The organism is Dactylosporangium thailandense (genome assembly GCF_059739745.1).
Map to the genome: position 1 here is coordinate 8185228 of NZ_AP029195.1, position 13309 is coordinate 8198536.

At 74.1% G+C, this 13309-nt stretch carries 14 protein-coding genes and 1 pseudogene; 6 read left to right on the forward strand and 9 right to left on the reverse strand.

Going from position 1 to position 13309, the window contains the following annotated elements; genetic code table 11:
• Positions 1–16: 16 nt before the first annotated feature.
• From coaD to AC6JBM_RS36450, 4 genes are all read right to left on the reverse strand, one after another.
• Positions 17–502 carry a pantetheine-phosphate adenylyltransferase gene (gene coaD, locus AC6JBM_RS36435; protein WP_350621100.1) on the reverse strand — a complete coding sequence of 162 codons (486 nt, stop codon included), beginning with the start codon at positions 500–502 and terminating at the stop codon, positions 17–19.
• A 46-nt stretch (positions 503–548) separates the two neighbouring features.
• Positions 549–1127, reverse strand: a complete 579-nt coding sequence (gene rsmD / locus AC6JBM_RS36440; RefSeq protein ID WP_497978469.1) for a 16S rRNA (guanine(966)-N(2))-methyltransferase RsmD — start codon at positions 1125–1127, stop codon at positions 549–551.
• 76 nt (positions 1128–1203) lie between these two features.
• Positions 1204–3411 (reverse strand): ATP-dependent DNA helicase RecG, encoded by a 2208-nt coding sequence (recG, locus tag AC6JBM_RS36445; RefSeq protein ID WP_497986594.1) that lies wholly within the window; start codon positions 3409–3411, stop codon positions 1204–1206.
• 7 nt (positions 3412–3418) lie between these two features.
• Positions 3419–5032, reverse strand: coding sequence for a DAK2 domain-containing protein (locus AC6JBM_RS36450; protein ID WP_497978470.1), 1614 nt, complete (start codon positions 5030–5032; stop codon positions 3419–3421).
• 194 nt (positions 5033–5226) lie between these two features.
• On the opposite strand from AC6JBM_RS36450, the gene rpmB reads away from it, so the two are divergent.
• Positions 5227–5418, forward strand: a complete 192-nt coding sequence (gene rpmB, locus AC6JBM_RS36455; protein WP_190249618.1) for a 50S ribosomal protein L28 — start codon at positions 5227–5229, stop codon at positions 5416–5418.
• Positions 5419–5481: 63 nt separating this feature from the next.
• On the opposite strand, the gene AC6JBM_RS36460 is transcribed toward rpmB, so the two are convergent.
• Both AC6JBM_RS36460 and AC6JBM_RS36465 read right to left on the reverse strand, forming a co-directional pair.
• Positions 5482–5928 (reverse strand): GNAT family N-acetyltransferase, encoded by a 447-nt coding sequence (locus AC6JBM_RS36460; protein WP_497986595.1) that lies wholly within the window; start codon positions 5926–5928, stop codon positions 5482–5484.
• 42 nt (positions 5929–5970) lie between these two features.
• Positions 5971–6933, reverse strand: a complete 963-nt coding sequence (locus AC6JBM_RS36465; protein ID WP_497978471.1) for a thiamine-phosphate kinase — start codon at positions 6931–6933, stop codon at positions 5971–5973.
• 142 nt (positions 6934–7075) lie between these two features.
• Between AC6JBM_RS36465 and AC6JBM_RS36470 the strand changes: the two genes are divergently transcribed.
• From AC6JBM_RS36470 to AC6JBM_RS36480, 3 genes are all read left to right on the forward strand, one after another.
• Positions 7076–7309 carry an Lrp/AsnC family transcriptional regulator gene (locus AC6JBM_RS36470; protein ID WP_433057384.1) on the forward strand — a complete coding sequence of 78 codons (234 nt, stop codon included), beginning with the start codon at positions 7076–7078 and terminating at the stop codon, positions 7307–7309.
• Complete coding sequence (locus tag AC6JBM_RS36475) at positions 7309–7851, forward strand: DUF3515 family protein (protein WP_497978472.1); 543 nt, start codon at positions 7309–7311, stop codon at positions 7849–7851. The genes AC6JBM_RS36470 and AC6JBM_RS36475 overlap by 1 nt, the downstream gene beginning before the upstream one ends.
• 88 nt (positions 7852–7939) lie before the next feature.
• Positions 7940–8404, forward strand: a complete 465-nt coding sequence (locus tag AC6JBM_RS36480) for a CHRD domain-containing protein (protein WP_497978473.1) — start codon at positions 7940–7942, stop codon at positions 8402–8404.
• Between the two features lie 158 nt (positions 8405–8562).
• Here AC6JBM_RS36480 and AC6JBM_RS36485 read toward each other — a convergent pair whose 3' ends face one another.
• The 3 genes from AC6JBM_RS36485 to AC6JBM_RS36495 form a co-directional block, all read right to left on the reverse strand.
• Positions 8563–9717: a cystathionine gamma-lyase gene (locus tag AC6JBM_RS36485; RefSeq protein ID WP_497986596.1), complete on the reverse strand. Its 1155-nt coding sequence runs from the start codon at positions 9715–9717 to the stop codon at positions 8563–8565.
• A 270-nt stretch (positions 9718–9987) separates the two neighbouring features.
• The gene (locus tag AC6JBM_RS36490) at positions 9988–11019 is read right to left on the reverse strand and encodes an NAD(P)H-dependent glycerol-3-phosphate dehydrogenase (protein WP_497978474.1); all 1032 of its coding nucleotides are present in this window, start codon (positions 11017–11019) and stop codon (positions 9988–9990) included.
• A complete protein-coding gene (locus AC6JBM_RS36495) occupies positions 11016–11798 on the reverse strand; it encodes a lysophospholipid acyltransferase family protein (protein ID WP_497978475.1) in 783 nt (260 codons plus the stop codon). The genes AC6JBM_RS36490 and AC6JBM_RS36495 overlap by 4 nt, the downstream gene beginning before the upstream one ends.
• Positions 11799–12438: 640 nt before the next feature.
• On the opposite strand from AC6JBM_RS36495, the pseudogene AC6JBM_RS36500 reads away from it, so the two are divergent.
• Together AC6JBM_RS36500 and AC6JBM_RS36505 are read left to right on the forward strand one after the other, a co-directional pair.
• Positions 12439–12762, forward strand: a pseudogene (locus tag AC6JBM_RS36500) (2-phospho-L-lactate guanylyltransferase); the annotation flags it as partial.
• Between the two features lie 8 nt (positions 12763–12770).
• Complete coding sequence (locus AC6JBM_RS36505) at positions 12771–12968, forward strand: cold-shock protein (protein ID WP_497986597.1); 198 nt, start codon at positions 12771–12773, stop codon at positions 12966–12968.
• Positions 12969–13309 lie beyond the last annotated feature (341 nt).

Below are 13309 nucleotides of genomic sequence, written 5' to 3' on the forward strand. Positions count from 1 at the left end.
CACTCGGGTTTCGCAGTTAGTTTCGGACCGATGCGAATCGTTCACGCAGGCGATTCGCCACGAGATCGGGTACATGCGGCGAAACGTCGCCGCCCCACTTGGCGACCTCTTTGATGAGGCTCGACGACACGAAGGAGTACTTCGGATTGGTCGGCATGAACAGCGTCTCGATGCCGCCCAGGCCGTAGTTCATCTGGGCCATCTGCAGCTCGTAGTCGAAGTCACCGGCCACGCGCACGCCCTTGACGATGGCGCCGATGTCGTTGGCGTGGCAGAAGTCGACCAGCAGCCCCTGGAAGGCATCGACCCGGACATTGGCGTACGGCGCGGTCACCGTCGCGAGCATCTCCAGCCGCTCGTCGACCGTGAACAGCCCCGCCTTGCTCTGATTGATCAGCACCGCAACGACGACCTCATCGAACATCTGCGATGCCCGACCCACGATGTCCAGGTGCCCGTTCGTGACCGGATCGAACGAACCCGGACAGACCGCGCGCCTCATTGCACCAGCCCAAGCCTCATGAGCGGGGACCGTACCAAAGGTTCGCTTAACTCGTGCGCGAGCCGTCCTGATCAAGTCGGGCGTACCACAGGGCCGTCTCCCCGTAGCGCCGCTCCGCGACCGCGTCCAGCCCGTCCGGCCAGGCCATCGGCGCGCCGCGGCTGGAGCGCTCGACCACCACGACGGCGTCCGGGGCGAGCCAGCGCGCGGCCAGCGCCTCGAGCACCGCGCGGACGCGCTCGTCGGTCACGGCGTAGGGCGGGTCGATGAACACGGCGTCGTAGGCCTCGTCCGGTTCGCCCGCGAGGAGGCGCTCGACCTTGTCCGTCACCAGTCGTACGCGTCCGGCCACCCCGAGCGCCGCGATGTTGCTCCGGATGACGCGGGCCGCCTTGGCGTCGGCCTCGGCGAGCAGCACGTGCACGGCCCCGCGCGAGCACGCCTCGAGCCCGACCGCGCCCGAGCCCGCGTACAGGTCGGCGAACCGCGCCCCGTCGAGGTCGAGCAGGTTGTCGAGGCTGCTGAACAGCGCCTCGCGCACCCGGTCCGACGTGGGGCGCGTGCCCTGCCCGGCCGGCACGGTCAGCCGGCGGCCACCGAGCGCTCCGGCCACGATCCGCGTCACACGATCCACAGTAGGCGGTGACGTACGCCACTCCGCGCCGCGTCCTCGGTGCCCGCCGCGATCGATGTGATCCGCGTCACCCCTTCTCGAGGTACTCGGCCCGCTCCTCGTCCACCAGCCGTGCGATCGTCGCGGCCAGCGCCGGGTGCCGCTCCAGCTCCCGGTCCTCCGCGATCAGCTCCGCCGCCTCCGCGCGCGCCTCCCCGATCAGCTCCGAGTCGCGCAGGAGCGACAGCAGCCGCAGGTGCGAACGGTGCCCGGACTGCGAGGCCCCCAGCACGTCGCCTTCGCGGCGCTGCTCCAGGTCGAGCTCGGCCAGCTTGAACCCGTCGGTGGTCGAGGCGACCGCGTCCAGGCGCGCCCGCGCGGGCGTGCCCTCGCCGGACTCGGTGACGAGCAGGCACAGGCCCGGCGCGCTGCCCCGGCCGACGCGTCCGCGCAGCTGGTGCAGCTGGGAGACGCCGAAGCGGTCGGCGTCGAGGATCATCATCATCGTCGAGTTCGGCACGTCCACGCCGACCTCGATGACCGTGGTGGCGACGAGCACGTCGAGGCGGCCCTCGGAGAAGGTACGCATGATCGCGTCCTTCTCCTCGGCCGGCAGGCGCCCGTGCAGGACCCCGATGCGCAGGCCGTGCAGCGGGCCCTCCTCCAGCTGCGGCGCGACGTCCAGCACCGCGACCGGCGGCCGGCGCCCGTCGTCGTTGGTGGGCGGCACGTCCTCACCGTCGGACTTGGCGGCGTCGCCGATGCGGGGGCACACGATGTAGGCCTGGTGCCCCTTCGCCACCTCCTCGCGCAGCCGCCGCCAGCCCCGGTCCAGGAACGCGGGCTTCTCGGTGACGGGCACGACGTGCGACGCGATCGGCGAGCGCCCGCGCGGCAGCTGGCTGAGCACCGAGGTCTCCAGGTCGCCGAAGACGGTCATCGCGACCGTGCGCGGGATCGGCGTCGCCGTCATGACGAGCACGTGCGGCGGCTGGTCGGCCTTGGTGCGCAGGGCGTCGCGCTGCTCGACGCCGAAGCGGTGCTGCTCGTCGACGACGACGAGGCCCAGGTCGGCGAAGTCGACGCCCTCGTAGAGCAGGGCGTGGGTGCCGACGACGATGCCCGCGGTGCCGCTGCGCAGGTCTTCGAGCACCTGCCGCCGTGCGGCCGCGCCCAGGGACCCCGTCAGCAGGGTGACCCGGGTCGCCTCCGGCGCGGCGTCCAGCTCGCCGGCCCGGGCCATCGCGCCGAGCAGGTCCGTGACGTTGCGATGGTGCTGGACGGCCAGCACCTCGGTCGGGGCCAGCATCGCCGCCTGGCCGCCGGCGTCGACGACCTGGAGCATGGCGCGCAGGGCGCACAGGGTCTTGCCCGAGCCGACCTCGCCCTGCAGCAGGCGGTGCATCGGGTGGGCGCGCTCCATGTCGGCCGCGATCTCGTCGCCGACGTCGCGCTGGCCCCGGGTCAGCTCGTAGGGCAGCCCGGCGTCGAACGCCGCGAGCAGCCCGTCGGCGCGGCGCGGGCGCGGCACCGCCGGCCAGTCCTCGGCGCGCTTCTTGCGCTGGACCAGGGTCAGCTGCAGCGCGAACGCCTCGTCCCACTTCAGTCGCCTCCGCGCGACCGCGAGCGACTGCTGGGACTCGGGCCGGTGGATCTCGCGCAGCGCCTTGTCCAGCGAGCTCAGCCGCCGCGCCGCGCGCGTCGGGGCCGGCACCGGGTCGGGCGTCGGCGGCAGCACGTCGAGCACGGTGCGCACGGCCGCGGCGATGCGCCATGTGGGCACGCGCGCGGTCGCCGGGTACACGGGAATGATCGCCCCGGCGAACTCCTCGACCGCCTCCTCGCCCTCGCCCGCGTCGAGCAGGACGTAGTCGGGCTGGTTGAGCTGCAGCTTCTGGTTGAACCGGCCGACCTTGCCGGAGAAGAGGCCCCACCGGCCCGGGCGCAGCTGGTTCTCCCGCCACGGCTGGTTGAAGAACGTGACGCTGATCTCGCCGCCGCTGTCGTCGCCGATGACCGCCTCGACCAGCGAGCCCCGCTTGCCCCGGGTGTTGCCGCGCTGCTGCACGAACGACCGGGAGTTGACGCGTTTGACCTGCCCGAACACGGTGACGTCGGTGTCGATCTCCAGCGCGCGGATGTCGGTGTGCTCGCCGCGCTCCTCGTACCGGCGCGGGAAGTGGTACACGAGGTCGCCCACCGTGTGCAGGTCGAGGTGCTCGGCGAGCAGCTTCGCGCCGTTGCCCCCGAGGACCTTCGACAGCGGTGTGCTCAGGTCGATGTCGGCCAACTCCAGGTTTCCTCTACTCGACGCCCACCAGGAGTGGGTAGTGCGGCTGGCCCCCTTCGTAGCACTGGACCTCCACGAACGGCCACGAGCCCTCGACGTGGGCACGCAGGGCCGCGCCGAGCCCCTCGGGCGCGTCGCGGCCGGCGATGAGCGTGACGAGCTCGCCGCCACCGGCAAGCATCCGGTCCAGCAGCCGGCAGGCGGTCTGCGGCAGGTCCTGGCCGATGAGGTTGACCTCGCCGTCGACGATCGCGAGCACGTCGCCCGGCTGGCAGCGCCCGGCGACCGTCAGCGCCTCCCGCCCGGCGATGGTGACCTCGGCGGACCGGCACCGCGCGGCCGCCTCGGCCATGGCGATCACGTCGTCCTCGAAGCGCCGCGCCGGGTCGCGCACGGCCATGGCGGCGAGCGCCTGCACCGGGGAGCGGGTGGGCACCACGCCCGCGCGGACGCCGGCGGCGCGCGCCTCGCCCGCGGCGGCCGCGGCGACGGCCAGCACGTTCGCGTCGTTGGGCAGCACGACGACGCGCTCCGCCCCCGCGCCCACGATCGCGTCGAGGAGCTGGCGCGTGGACGGGTTGCCGGTCAGCACCGTCGCCCCCTCGGACTCGAGCAGCCGCGCGAGCCCGCGCCCGTTGCACACGACCACGACGGCGCGATCGGGGTGCCCGCCGCTCTCGCCCGCCGGGCCGGGGGCGTCCGCGCGCGCCGCGATCTGGTCCTCGAAGCGGGTCACGGTGATCCGGCTCGGGTGCCCCGCGGCGATGCCGGCCTCGATCGCCGCTCCGACGTCGTTGACGTGCACGTGGACGTGCCAGGTCGGCTCGTCGCCGACGATCACCAGGGAGTCGCCGAGCGCGGCGAGGGCGCCGCGCAGCGTCTCCACCGCGTCCGCGGGCGCCTCGAGCAGGTACTGCACCTCATAGGCGAAGTCGGCCGACCCGGTCTCCCGTTCGACCGCCGCGCCCGGGCGGCCACCGGCCGGCACGGCCGCGGTGACCGGGGCGTCGGGCGGCTCGTCGCCGGTCAGGGTCTCCACCAGCGCGTCGAGCAGCACCACGAGGCCGCGCCCGCCCGCGTCGACGACCCCGGCCCGGGCCAGCGCCGGCAGCTGCTCGGGCGTCCGCGCGAGCGCCTCCCGCGCGCCCTGCGAGGCCGCCCGGGCCACGGCGACCACGCCCCCGTGCGCCCCGGCGGCGATGGCGGCCTTCGCGGCGGCGACCCCGACGGTCAGCACGGTGCCCTCGACCGGCGCGGCGACCGCGTCGTAGGCCCCGCGGGCCGCGTCGTCGAGCGCCCCTGCCAGCACGGCGCCGGTCACCGGGGCCGCGCCCGCGCGCTCCAGGCCGGCCGCGAGCCCCTTGAAGAGCTGGGCCAGGATGATCCCCGAGTTCCCGCGCGCGCCGAGCAGCGCGCCCCGGGCGGCGCCGCGCATGGTCTCGGCGGCCGTCGCGCCCACCGCCGCCTCGACGGCCGAGGACATCGTGAGCACCAGGTTGGTGCCGGTGTCGCCGTCCGGCACGGGGTACACATTGAGCGCGTCGATCTCGGCCTGATGGCGCCGCAGCGCGGCCAGGCCACCGGCACACCACCGGCGGACGGCGGCGGCGTCCACACTGTCTGGCACGCGGCAGAGCCTAACGGTGAAGGCGGTCATTCCCCACCGATGCGGGCGCCGACAGGGCCGATTGGGTGTCGAGGGGCCGCATCAGGTAGCCTTACCGGGTTGCCCGCCGTTCACCCGGCCGGTGACGCCTGGAACGAGAGCCGCGGCGCGGGTCCGTTCCCGCCCCAAGACTGCAATCAACCCAGGAGATCCCCGTGGCTAGCGTGTGCGACGTCTGCGGCAAGGGACCGGGCTTCGGCCACAACGTGTCCCACTCGCACCGGCGGACCAACCGCCGTTGGAACCCCAACATTCAGACGGTGCGCACCCCGGCCGGTGGCGGCACCACGCGGAAGGTGCAGGTCTGCACCTCCTGCCTCAAGGCCGGCAAGGTCGTCCGGGGCTGACCCCAGGCACCGCAAAGGCCCCGTGACGCGGTCACGGGGCCTTTCGTCGTGCCCGGGCAGGCGTCAGAGGTCCCGTCCGAACGAGCGGACCTCGGGGTAGCCCTTGTAGTGGCCGAAGTCCTCGATCCGCGCGTATCCGCTGCGCTCGTACAGCCCGATCGCCTCCGGCTGCGCGGTGCCCGTCTCCAGCCACATCCGCTTGCGGCCCGCCTCCCGCGCGGCGTCCTCGACGGCCCGCAGGAGCGCCTTGGCGATCCCGAGGCCGCGGAACTGCGGCGCGACGTACATGCGTTTGAGCTCGGCCGTCGTCTCGTCCTCGGCGAACGTGCGGAAGCCGACGCAGCCGGCCGGCACGTGGTCCACGTAGGCGACGAGGAAGGCCCCCTCGGGCGGGTCGAACTCAACGGGCTCAACGGGGGTGGAGTCACCCTCGCCGCCGTACCGCTCGCTCAGGTCGGCGAGCGCGGCGGTGGTCAGCTCGGAGGCGACCCGCGCGCCGTAGCGGGTCATCCGGATGTCGATCTCGGTCACGAGCGTCGAGCGTACCGGCCCTTACTTGAAGTGATCCCAGCCCGGGGCGCCGCCCGTGTAGCGGCGACCGTCCACGGTCACGCCCTCACCCGCGGTGAACACGCTGGCGGTCACCACGGAGCCGACGACGAGCCACTCGTCGCCCAGCTCGACGTCGGGCGGGAAGGTGGCGGCCAGCGCGTGGTCGTCGCCGCCGGCGAGCAGCCAGCCGTACGGGTCGACGCCCAGTGCGGTCGCGGCGGCGTGCATGGCCTCGGGCACCGTGAACGCGTCGCGGCGCACGTCGATGCCGACGCCGCTGGCCGTGGCGATGTGACCGAGGTCGGCCAGCAGCCCGTCGGAGATGTCGATCATGGACGTCGCGCCCATCCGCGCGGCGACGGGGCCGAGATGGTACGGCACGTCGGGGCGCCGGTGCGCGTCGACGAGCAGCTTCGGGGAGCGGAAGCCGCGGGAGAGGATCGTGTACCCCGCCGCGGCGTGCCCGATCCGCCCCGCGACGGCCACCACGTCGCCCGGGTGCGCGCCCGAGCGCAGGACCGGCGCCTGCCCGTCCAGGTCCCCGAGCGCGGTCACCGCGATGGTCAGCGTCGGGCTCGACGACGTGTCCCCGCCCACGACCGTCGCGCCGGTCTTCGCCGCCTCCGCGGCCAGGCCGTCGGCGAGCTCCTCGGCCCACGAGATCTGCAGGTTCGCCGGGGCGCACAGGGCCACCAGGAGGGCCGTGGGCCGGGCGCCCATGGCCGCGATGTCGGCGAGGTTGGCCGCGGCCGCGCGGTGGCCGACGTCACGCGCGCTGGACCAGTCGCGGCGGAAATGGCGCCCGTCCACGAGCACGTCGGTGCTCGCCACGACGCGCGCGTCCGGGGTCGCGACGATCGCCCCGTCGTCCCCCGGTCCGAGCAGTACGAAGGGCGACGCCGCCCCGAGCCGGGCCGTCACCCGTGAGATGAGCCCGAACTCTCCGGCGGTTGAAACGGTCACCCGTCCTCCAAGCTGATGCTCGATAGTGTCGCCGCCGCCGCGTGTCGTGGCATGATCACGCACGGCGGTTGATTTGCCGATTCCATTCTTGCGGTAGGTTGACGCCTGATCAGCGTGCGGACGGCAGGGAGGGAGTCGTGTCGTGGTACAGGCATACATCCTGATCCAAACAGAGGTCGGCAAGGCCCGCGATGTGGCCACGGCCATTCAGGGGCTCAACGGGGTGGTCCGCGTCGACGCGGTCACCGGGCCTTACGACGTCGTGGTCCTCACCGAGGCCCGCAACATCGACGAACTGGGTCAGCTCATCGTCTCGAAGGTCCAGCTGGTGCCGGGCATCACGCGCACGGTCACCTGCTCGGTGGTGCACTTGTAGTGCCGACCGTAACGAGCCCGGACGCGCCCGCGCGCCCCTCGCCGAGCCCGGCGAAGCTCGCGACCTTCGCCGCGCTGCCCCTGGCGCTGGTCGCGGGCATCGTCGCGTTCTGGGTCCTGGGCGGGTTCCCTTCGGCGCCGAGCACCGCACCGGTATCGGCTGAGGCGCCCCGGCTCGACCCGACCCCGGCCGCGGTGTGCCGCGCGCTGGTGTCCCGGCTGCCCGAGGACCTCGGCGGCCTGCACCGTCGCCAGGTGACCGCCGGGGGCGAGCAGAACGCCGCGTTCGGCGACCCGGCGATCGTCCTGTCGTGCGGCCGCGCCGCCCCGGCGGTTCCGCAAAACCCGCAGCTGCTGGGGCTGTCGGACGTATGTTGGTGGGCGGACGAGCAGTCCGGGCAGACGGTCTGGCACACCGTCGACCGCCAGGTCCCGCTCCAGGTCGTGGTTCCGAAGGGCGCCGAGGGCTCGTGGCTGGTGAATCTTTCACCGGCGATCGTGGCCACCGTCCCGTCCGCGCCGGCCGGTGACCTGCACTGCTGAGCTCCGCCGCATCGCCCTTGTGCCACTGAGCCCTCCCCGGTTCGGATCTCCGCGCCTCCGGGCGCACCGATCTCGAGGAGGCTGCCTCATGCCCGCCAAGTCCGTGCTGTTCACGGTGCTCGCGTCCGCCGCCCTGCTGACCCCCGCCGCACCGGCCGCGGCCGCGCCCGCCCCGCCGCGGCAGCAGCAGGTGAACCTGGTCGCGACGCTCAGCGGCAAGCAGGAGGTGCCCAGGAACAGCGGCGACCCCGACGCGACCGGTGTGGCCCTGCTGACCCTGCACCGCAACGGCCGCCTCTGCTACGTGCTCCACGTGCGCGACGTCGACGGCGACATCACCCAGGCCCACATCCACCGGGGACTCTCCGGCCACGACGGCCCGGTGGCGACCGCCCTCAGCGAGCCGATGTGGCACGGCTCGGCCGCGGCCTGCACGAACCTCGGCCGCCGGCAGACGGAGCGGCTGTGGAACGCCCCGCAGCGGTACTACGTGAACGTCCACTCGTCGAAGTACCCGGACGGCGCCCTGCGCGGCCAGCTCCGCGTCACCTGACCGCACCGCCGCCGCGAAGCACGCTCCCGCGGGGCGTCCCGGACTCGAGTCGGAGCGCCGCGCGGTGGCGTTCAGCGCCTTCAGCGCCGCGCGGTGGCGTTCAGCGCCTTCAGCGCCGCGCGGTGGCGTTCAGCGCCTTCAGCGCCGCGCGGTGGCGTTCAGCGCAGCGTGGCGTCCAGCGCCCGGCGCACGTCCGCGACCAGGTCCGCGGTGTCCTCGACCCCGCACGAGAAGCGCACGAGCCCGTCGGGCGCGTCGTCGCCCCACTGCGCCCGCCGGTCGGCCGAGGAGTGCAGGCCGCCGAACGACGTCGCGGCGAACACCAGCTCGGACGCCTCCAGGAAATGGTCGACGGCCGCCTTGTCGGCCAGCACGAACGTCACGACGCCCGGGATGCGGCGCATCTGCCGGGCCGCCGCCTCGAACGCGGGGTCGCCGGGGCGCCCGGGCCACCGCACGGATGCGACCGCCGGGTGCCCGGCCAGCAGCTCCGTCACCGCCGCCGCGTTCGCCGTCTGGCGGCTCAGGCGCAGGTCGAGCGTCCCGAGCGAGCGGTGCGCGAGCCACGCCTCGAACGCGCCGGGGATGCCGCCCGTCCGCGCGCGCCACGTGCGGATCGACTCGACCAGCTGCGGGTCGCGGGCGCAGACGTAGCCGAGCAGCATGTCGGAGTGCCCGGTCAGCGCCTTGGTGGCCGAGGCGACCGAGAAGTCCGCACCGAGGTCGAGCGGCCGCTGCCCGAGCGGCGTCGGCGTGGTGTTGTCGACCGCGACGAGGCCGCCGCCCGCGTGCGCCCGCGCGGCGAGCCCGGCGATGTCGCACACGTCGAGCCCCGGGTTCGAGGGCGTCTCGAGCAGCAGCAGCCGCACGTCGTCCAGCGACGGGTACGGTCCCGCCGTCGGCATCGTCCGCACCTCGATCCCGCGCCCGGGCAGGTGCTCGCCGGCGAAGGCGCGGGTCAGGAAGTACCCGTCGGAGGGCAGCACGACGGTCTCACCCGCGCGCAGCGTGGCGAGCAGGACCGCGGTGATGGCCGCCATGCCGGAGGCGAAGACGACGCACTCGCCGCCCTCGAGGTCCCCGATCGCCTTTTCCAGGTTTCGGTACGTCCGGTTGTCCGACCGCCCGTATCCGTCCACGCCCGGCTTCGGGCCCGCGACCGGATCGAGGTGATACGGCGCCACGAACACCGGCGACGGCAGGAACGGCTCTCCTGCCACGGCCGCCGGCACCCCGGCGTGCACGACCCGCGTCCCGTCCCCGCGTCCGGGCGTACCGTTCTCGCTCGCATCCACGCTGCTGTCCCCCTTCATCAGGCGTCTCACTCCCCCACGCTCGTTGCGCACGCGCGCCGTCGCCCCTCGCCGCGCGGAGGCGTCCTCAACCGGCGCGGGCAGGTGCTCCGGTGCGGCGGCGCCGCTGCTCGGATGCGGACGGCGCCGCTGCTCGGGCGCGGACGGCGCCGGTGCCCGGGCGCGGACGGCGCCGGTGCCCGGGCGCGGACGGCGCCGGTGCCCGGGTGCGGGCGGCGCCGGTGCCCGGGTGCGGGCGGCGCCGGTGCCTGGGTGCGGGCGCGCCGCGCGTCACTGACCGGTCGACGGGACGCCCGGGCGCTCCGGCTTCGTCTCGCGGGCCATCAGCGCCGCCAGGGCCTTGAGCGGGTCGACGCCCTCGTGGCAGACCTGCTCGACCTGCTCGGTGATGGGCATCTCCACGCCGACGCTGTGCGCGAGGTCGCGGATCGACTTGCAGCTCTTCACGCCCTCGGCGGTCTGGCGGGTCGCGGCCTGCGCCTGCTCCAGGGTCTCGCCGCGGCCGAGGCGCTCGCCGAAGGTACGGTTGCGCGACAGCGGCGACGAGCACGTCGCGATGAGGTCGCCCAGGCCGGCCAGGCCCGCGAACGTCATCGGGTTGGCGCCGAGCGCCGCGCCGAGGCGGGCGGTCTCGGCCAGGCCGCGCGTGATCAGGGTCGCCTTGGTGTTGTCGCCGAACCCGAGCGCGGAGGCCATCCCGTAGGCGAGGGCGATCGCGTTCTTCACGGCGCCGCCGAGCTCGCAGCCGACGACGTCGTCATTGGTGTACGGCCGCAGGTAGCGCGTGCTGATCGCCCGCTGGACGAGCTCGGCGCGGCGGATGTCCCGGCAGGCCACCACGGTGCCCGCGATCTGCTCGGCGGCGATCTCCGGGGCCAGGTTCGGCCCGGTGACGACGGCGACCCGCTCCGGCTCCACGCCGGCGACCTCGACGATCACCTCGCTCATGCGCTTGAGGGTGTCGAGCTCGATGCCCTTCATGAGGCTCACGAGCGTCGCGTCCGCGCCGATGGTGCCGCGCCACGCGGAGAGATTGGCGCGGAGGGTCTGCGACGGTACCGCCAGCACGACCAGATCCGCCCCGTCGATCGCCTCGAACGCGTCGGAGGTGGCGGTGACCGAGCCCGGGAGCCACGTCCCGGGCAGGTAGTCGGGGTTGTGGTGCTCGTCGCGGATGGCGGCGGCGAGCTCGGGCCGGCGCGCCCAGACGGTGACGGAGGGCGTGCCGGCATCGGCGAGCACCTTGGCGAACGCCGTGCCCCAGGAGCCCGCCCCGAGGACGGCCGCGCGCTGGATGTTCATGCCGTCTGCTCTTCGGGGCGCTGGGCGGGCCGCGGCTCTTCCGGGCGCTGGGCGGACCGGCGCTCGTCAGAACCCGGGGCGGAGCGCTTCGGCGTCCACAGCGGTGGCGGGGTGCCGCCGCGGATCTCCACCAGCATGTCGCGCAGGTGCAGCATGATGTGGTCGGTGATCTCGTTCAGCGTCTGGGCCGTCGGCTGCGCGCCCGACCAGGCCGACAGGTCGATCGGCGCGCCGGTGACGACGGTGACCTTCGCGCGCGGGAGCAGCTTGAGCTTCTTCGTCCGCGGGTCGTAGATCTGTTCGGGGCCCCACATGACGATCGGGATCATCGGCGCGCCGGTGTCCAGCCAGAGCCGCGCCGCGCCGGTCTTGCCGCGCATGGGCCACAGGTCCGGCTCCCGCGTCGTGGTGCCCTCGGGGTAGATGACCACGGCCTCGCCCGCGCGGACGCCCGCCCGGGCGGCCTCGAGCGCCTTGACGGCGTCGGTGGTGCCGCGGCGCACCGGGATCTGGTGGACGGCCTTGAGCAGGTAGCCCAGCACCGGCACCTCGAACAGGCTCGACTTGGCAAGGAACGACGGCCACCGCCCGGCGTCGTAGATGTAGTGCGCGACGGCCAGCGGGTCGGCGTGGGAGATGTGGTTCACGACGATGATCACCCCACCGTCGCCCGGGATGTGCTCCATCCCTCGCCAGGTGCGACGTGTCATCACCTGGATCGCGGGCTTGACGGTCATGACGGCGAAACGCCGCCAGAAGCCGAGCCTCCGGCGCACCATCTCACCCTCCCCTCACGGTTCTGCTGCGAATCATGCCACTGCCAGGCGCCCGGTGGCCGTGTCAGGATGGCTCATGCATTGCCACGGCCAGTCGACGACCCAGCTGACGGCGCCCGAGCGGGCGGCCGCCTGGGTGGCGGTGGTCCCGGTCAAGCCGCTGCGAGCGGCCAAGACGCGCCTGCGCGGCGCCGTGCCCGAGGCCGTCCACCCCGATCTCGTCCTGGCCATGGCACGCGACACGGTAGCCGCCGCGCTCGCCTGCCGCGCGGTCGCCCGCGTCGTGGTCATCTGCGACGACCCGGCGGTGTGCGCGGAGCTGACCGAGCTCGGCGCGTTCTGCCTGCCCGACGCGCCCGCGGCGGGCCTGAACGCGGCCCTCGCCTACGGCGCCCAGGCCGCCGGGCAGCCCGGCCCGGCACGCGTCCGCGCGGACGCGCAGACCGGCCGGCCGGAGCCGGGCGCTCGCGGGGACCGGCTCCCCGAGGCGCGGCAGCCCGGCATCGATGCGGCAGGGCGCTCGGGCGGCGGCTCAGACGGCCGCTCGGGCGGCGGCTCAGACGGCCGCTCGGGCGGCGGCTCAGACGGCCGCTCGGGCGGCGGCTCGGACGACGCCGAGGACGTCAGCGGGCGGGGGCTCGGCGTCGTCGCGCTGACCGCCGACCTGCCCGCGATGCGGCCCGACGATCTTGAGGCGGCGCTGGTCGCGGCCGCGCGTGCCGGGCGGCGGGCGTTCGTGCCGGACCTCGAGGGCACCGGGACGGTGCTGCTCGCGGCGCCCGCCGGGGAGGCGCTCGCGCCGCAGTTCGGGCCCGGGTCCGCGGTGGCGCATCTGCGCTCGGGCGCGATACGGCTCGATGGAGCCTGGCCGAGCCTGCGCCGCGACGTCGACACCGCGGCCGATCTCGATGCCGCGTCGCGGCTGGGACTCGGCACACATACCGGACAAGTCCTCTGCACGGTAGCGTGATCGGTATGCAGGGCACGGTCGCGACGTTCGATGACGCGAGCCGCACCGGGACGGTGCTGCTCGACGACGGGGTCGAGGTGGCCTTCCCGGCCGCGGCGTTCGATGCCTCCGGGCTGCGTCACCTGCGGCTGGGCCAGCGGGTACGGCTCGACCACGACGATGTGGGCACGATCACGAAGGTCACACTGCCCACGCTCCCGTAGGGAGTCAGGTAGCGGCTAACGCTCGCTCGGGCCGGCGGGCGCGACGATGTGGGCACGATCACGAACATCTCGCGCACAACGTTCCGTCGCGGCCAAGCAGCGGGAAGTTCATGTTCAGACCGGCACAAACGGGCCATGATGATCCGGTGGACGAGAGCACAACCGGTCGAAGCCGCCCGCGCAGCGCCGCCCGGCGGCCCGAACCGGAGAGTGCACCGCCCAAGACGACCAGGTCCGGTGGGGACGGGGCCCCGGCCCGGGCTCGTCGGGCCACCAAGGCCGCGCTCCCGGCGCCGGCCGACGAAGCCACGGTGAGCGAGGTCACGGTGAACGAGGCCACG

What these genes read in the sequence shown, in the direction of transcription:
- coaD (WP_350621100.1), bottom strand. Translation starts at nt 502, where the DNA reads ATGAGGCGCGCGGTCTGTCCGGGTTCGTTCGATCCGGTCACGAACGGG.
- AC6JBM_RS36460 (WP_497986595.1), bottom strand. Translation starts at nt 5,928, where the DNA reads ATGACCCGCTACGGCGCGCGGGTCGCCTCCGAGCTGACCACCGCCGCG.
- AC6JBM_RS36480 (WP_497978473.1), top strand. Translation starts at nt 7,940, where the DNA reads ATGCCCGCCAAGTCCGTGCTGTTCACGGTGCTCGCGTCCGCCGCCCTG.
- AC6JBM_RS36485 (WP_497986596.1), bottom strand. Translation starts at nt 9,717, where the DNA reads ATGAAGGGGGACAGCAGCGTGGATGCGAGCGAGAACGGTACGCCCGGA.
- AC6JBM_RS36490 (WP_497978474.1), bottom strand. Translation starts at nt 11,019, where the DNA reads ATGAACATCCAGCGCGCGGCCGTCCTCGGGGCGGGCTCCTGGGGCACG.
- AC6JBM_RS36495 (WP_497978475.1), bottom strand. Translation starts at nt 11,798, where the DNA reads ATGGTGCGCCGGAGGCTCGGCTTCTGGCGGCGTTTCGCCGTCATGACC.
- AC6JBM_RS36505 (WP_497986597.1), top strand. Translation starts at nt 12,771, where the DNA reads ATGCAGGGCACGGTCGCGACGTTCGATGACGCGAGCCGCACCGGGACG.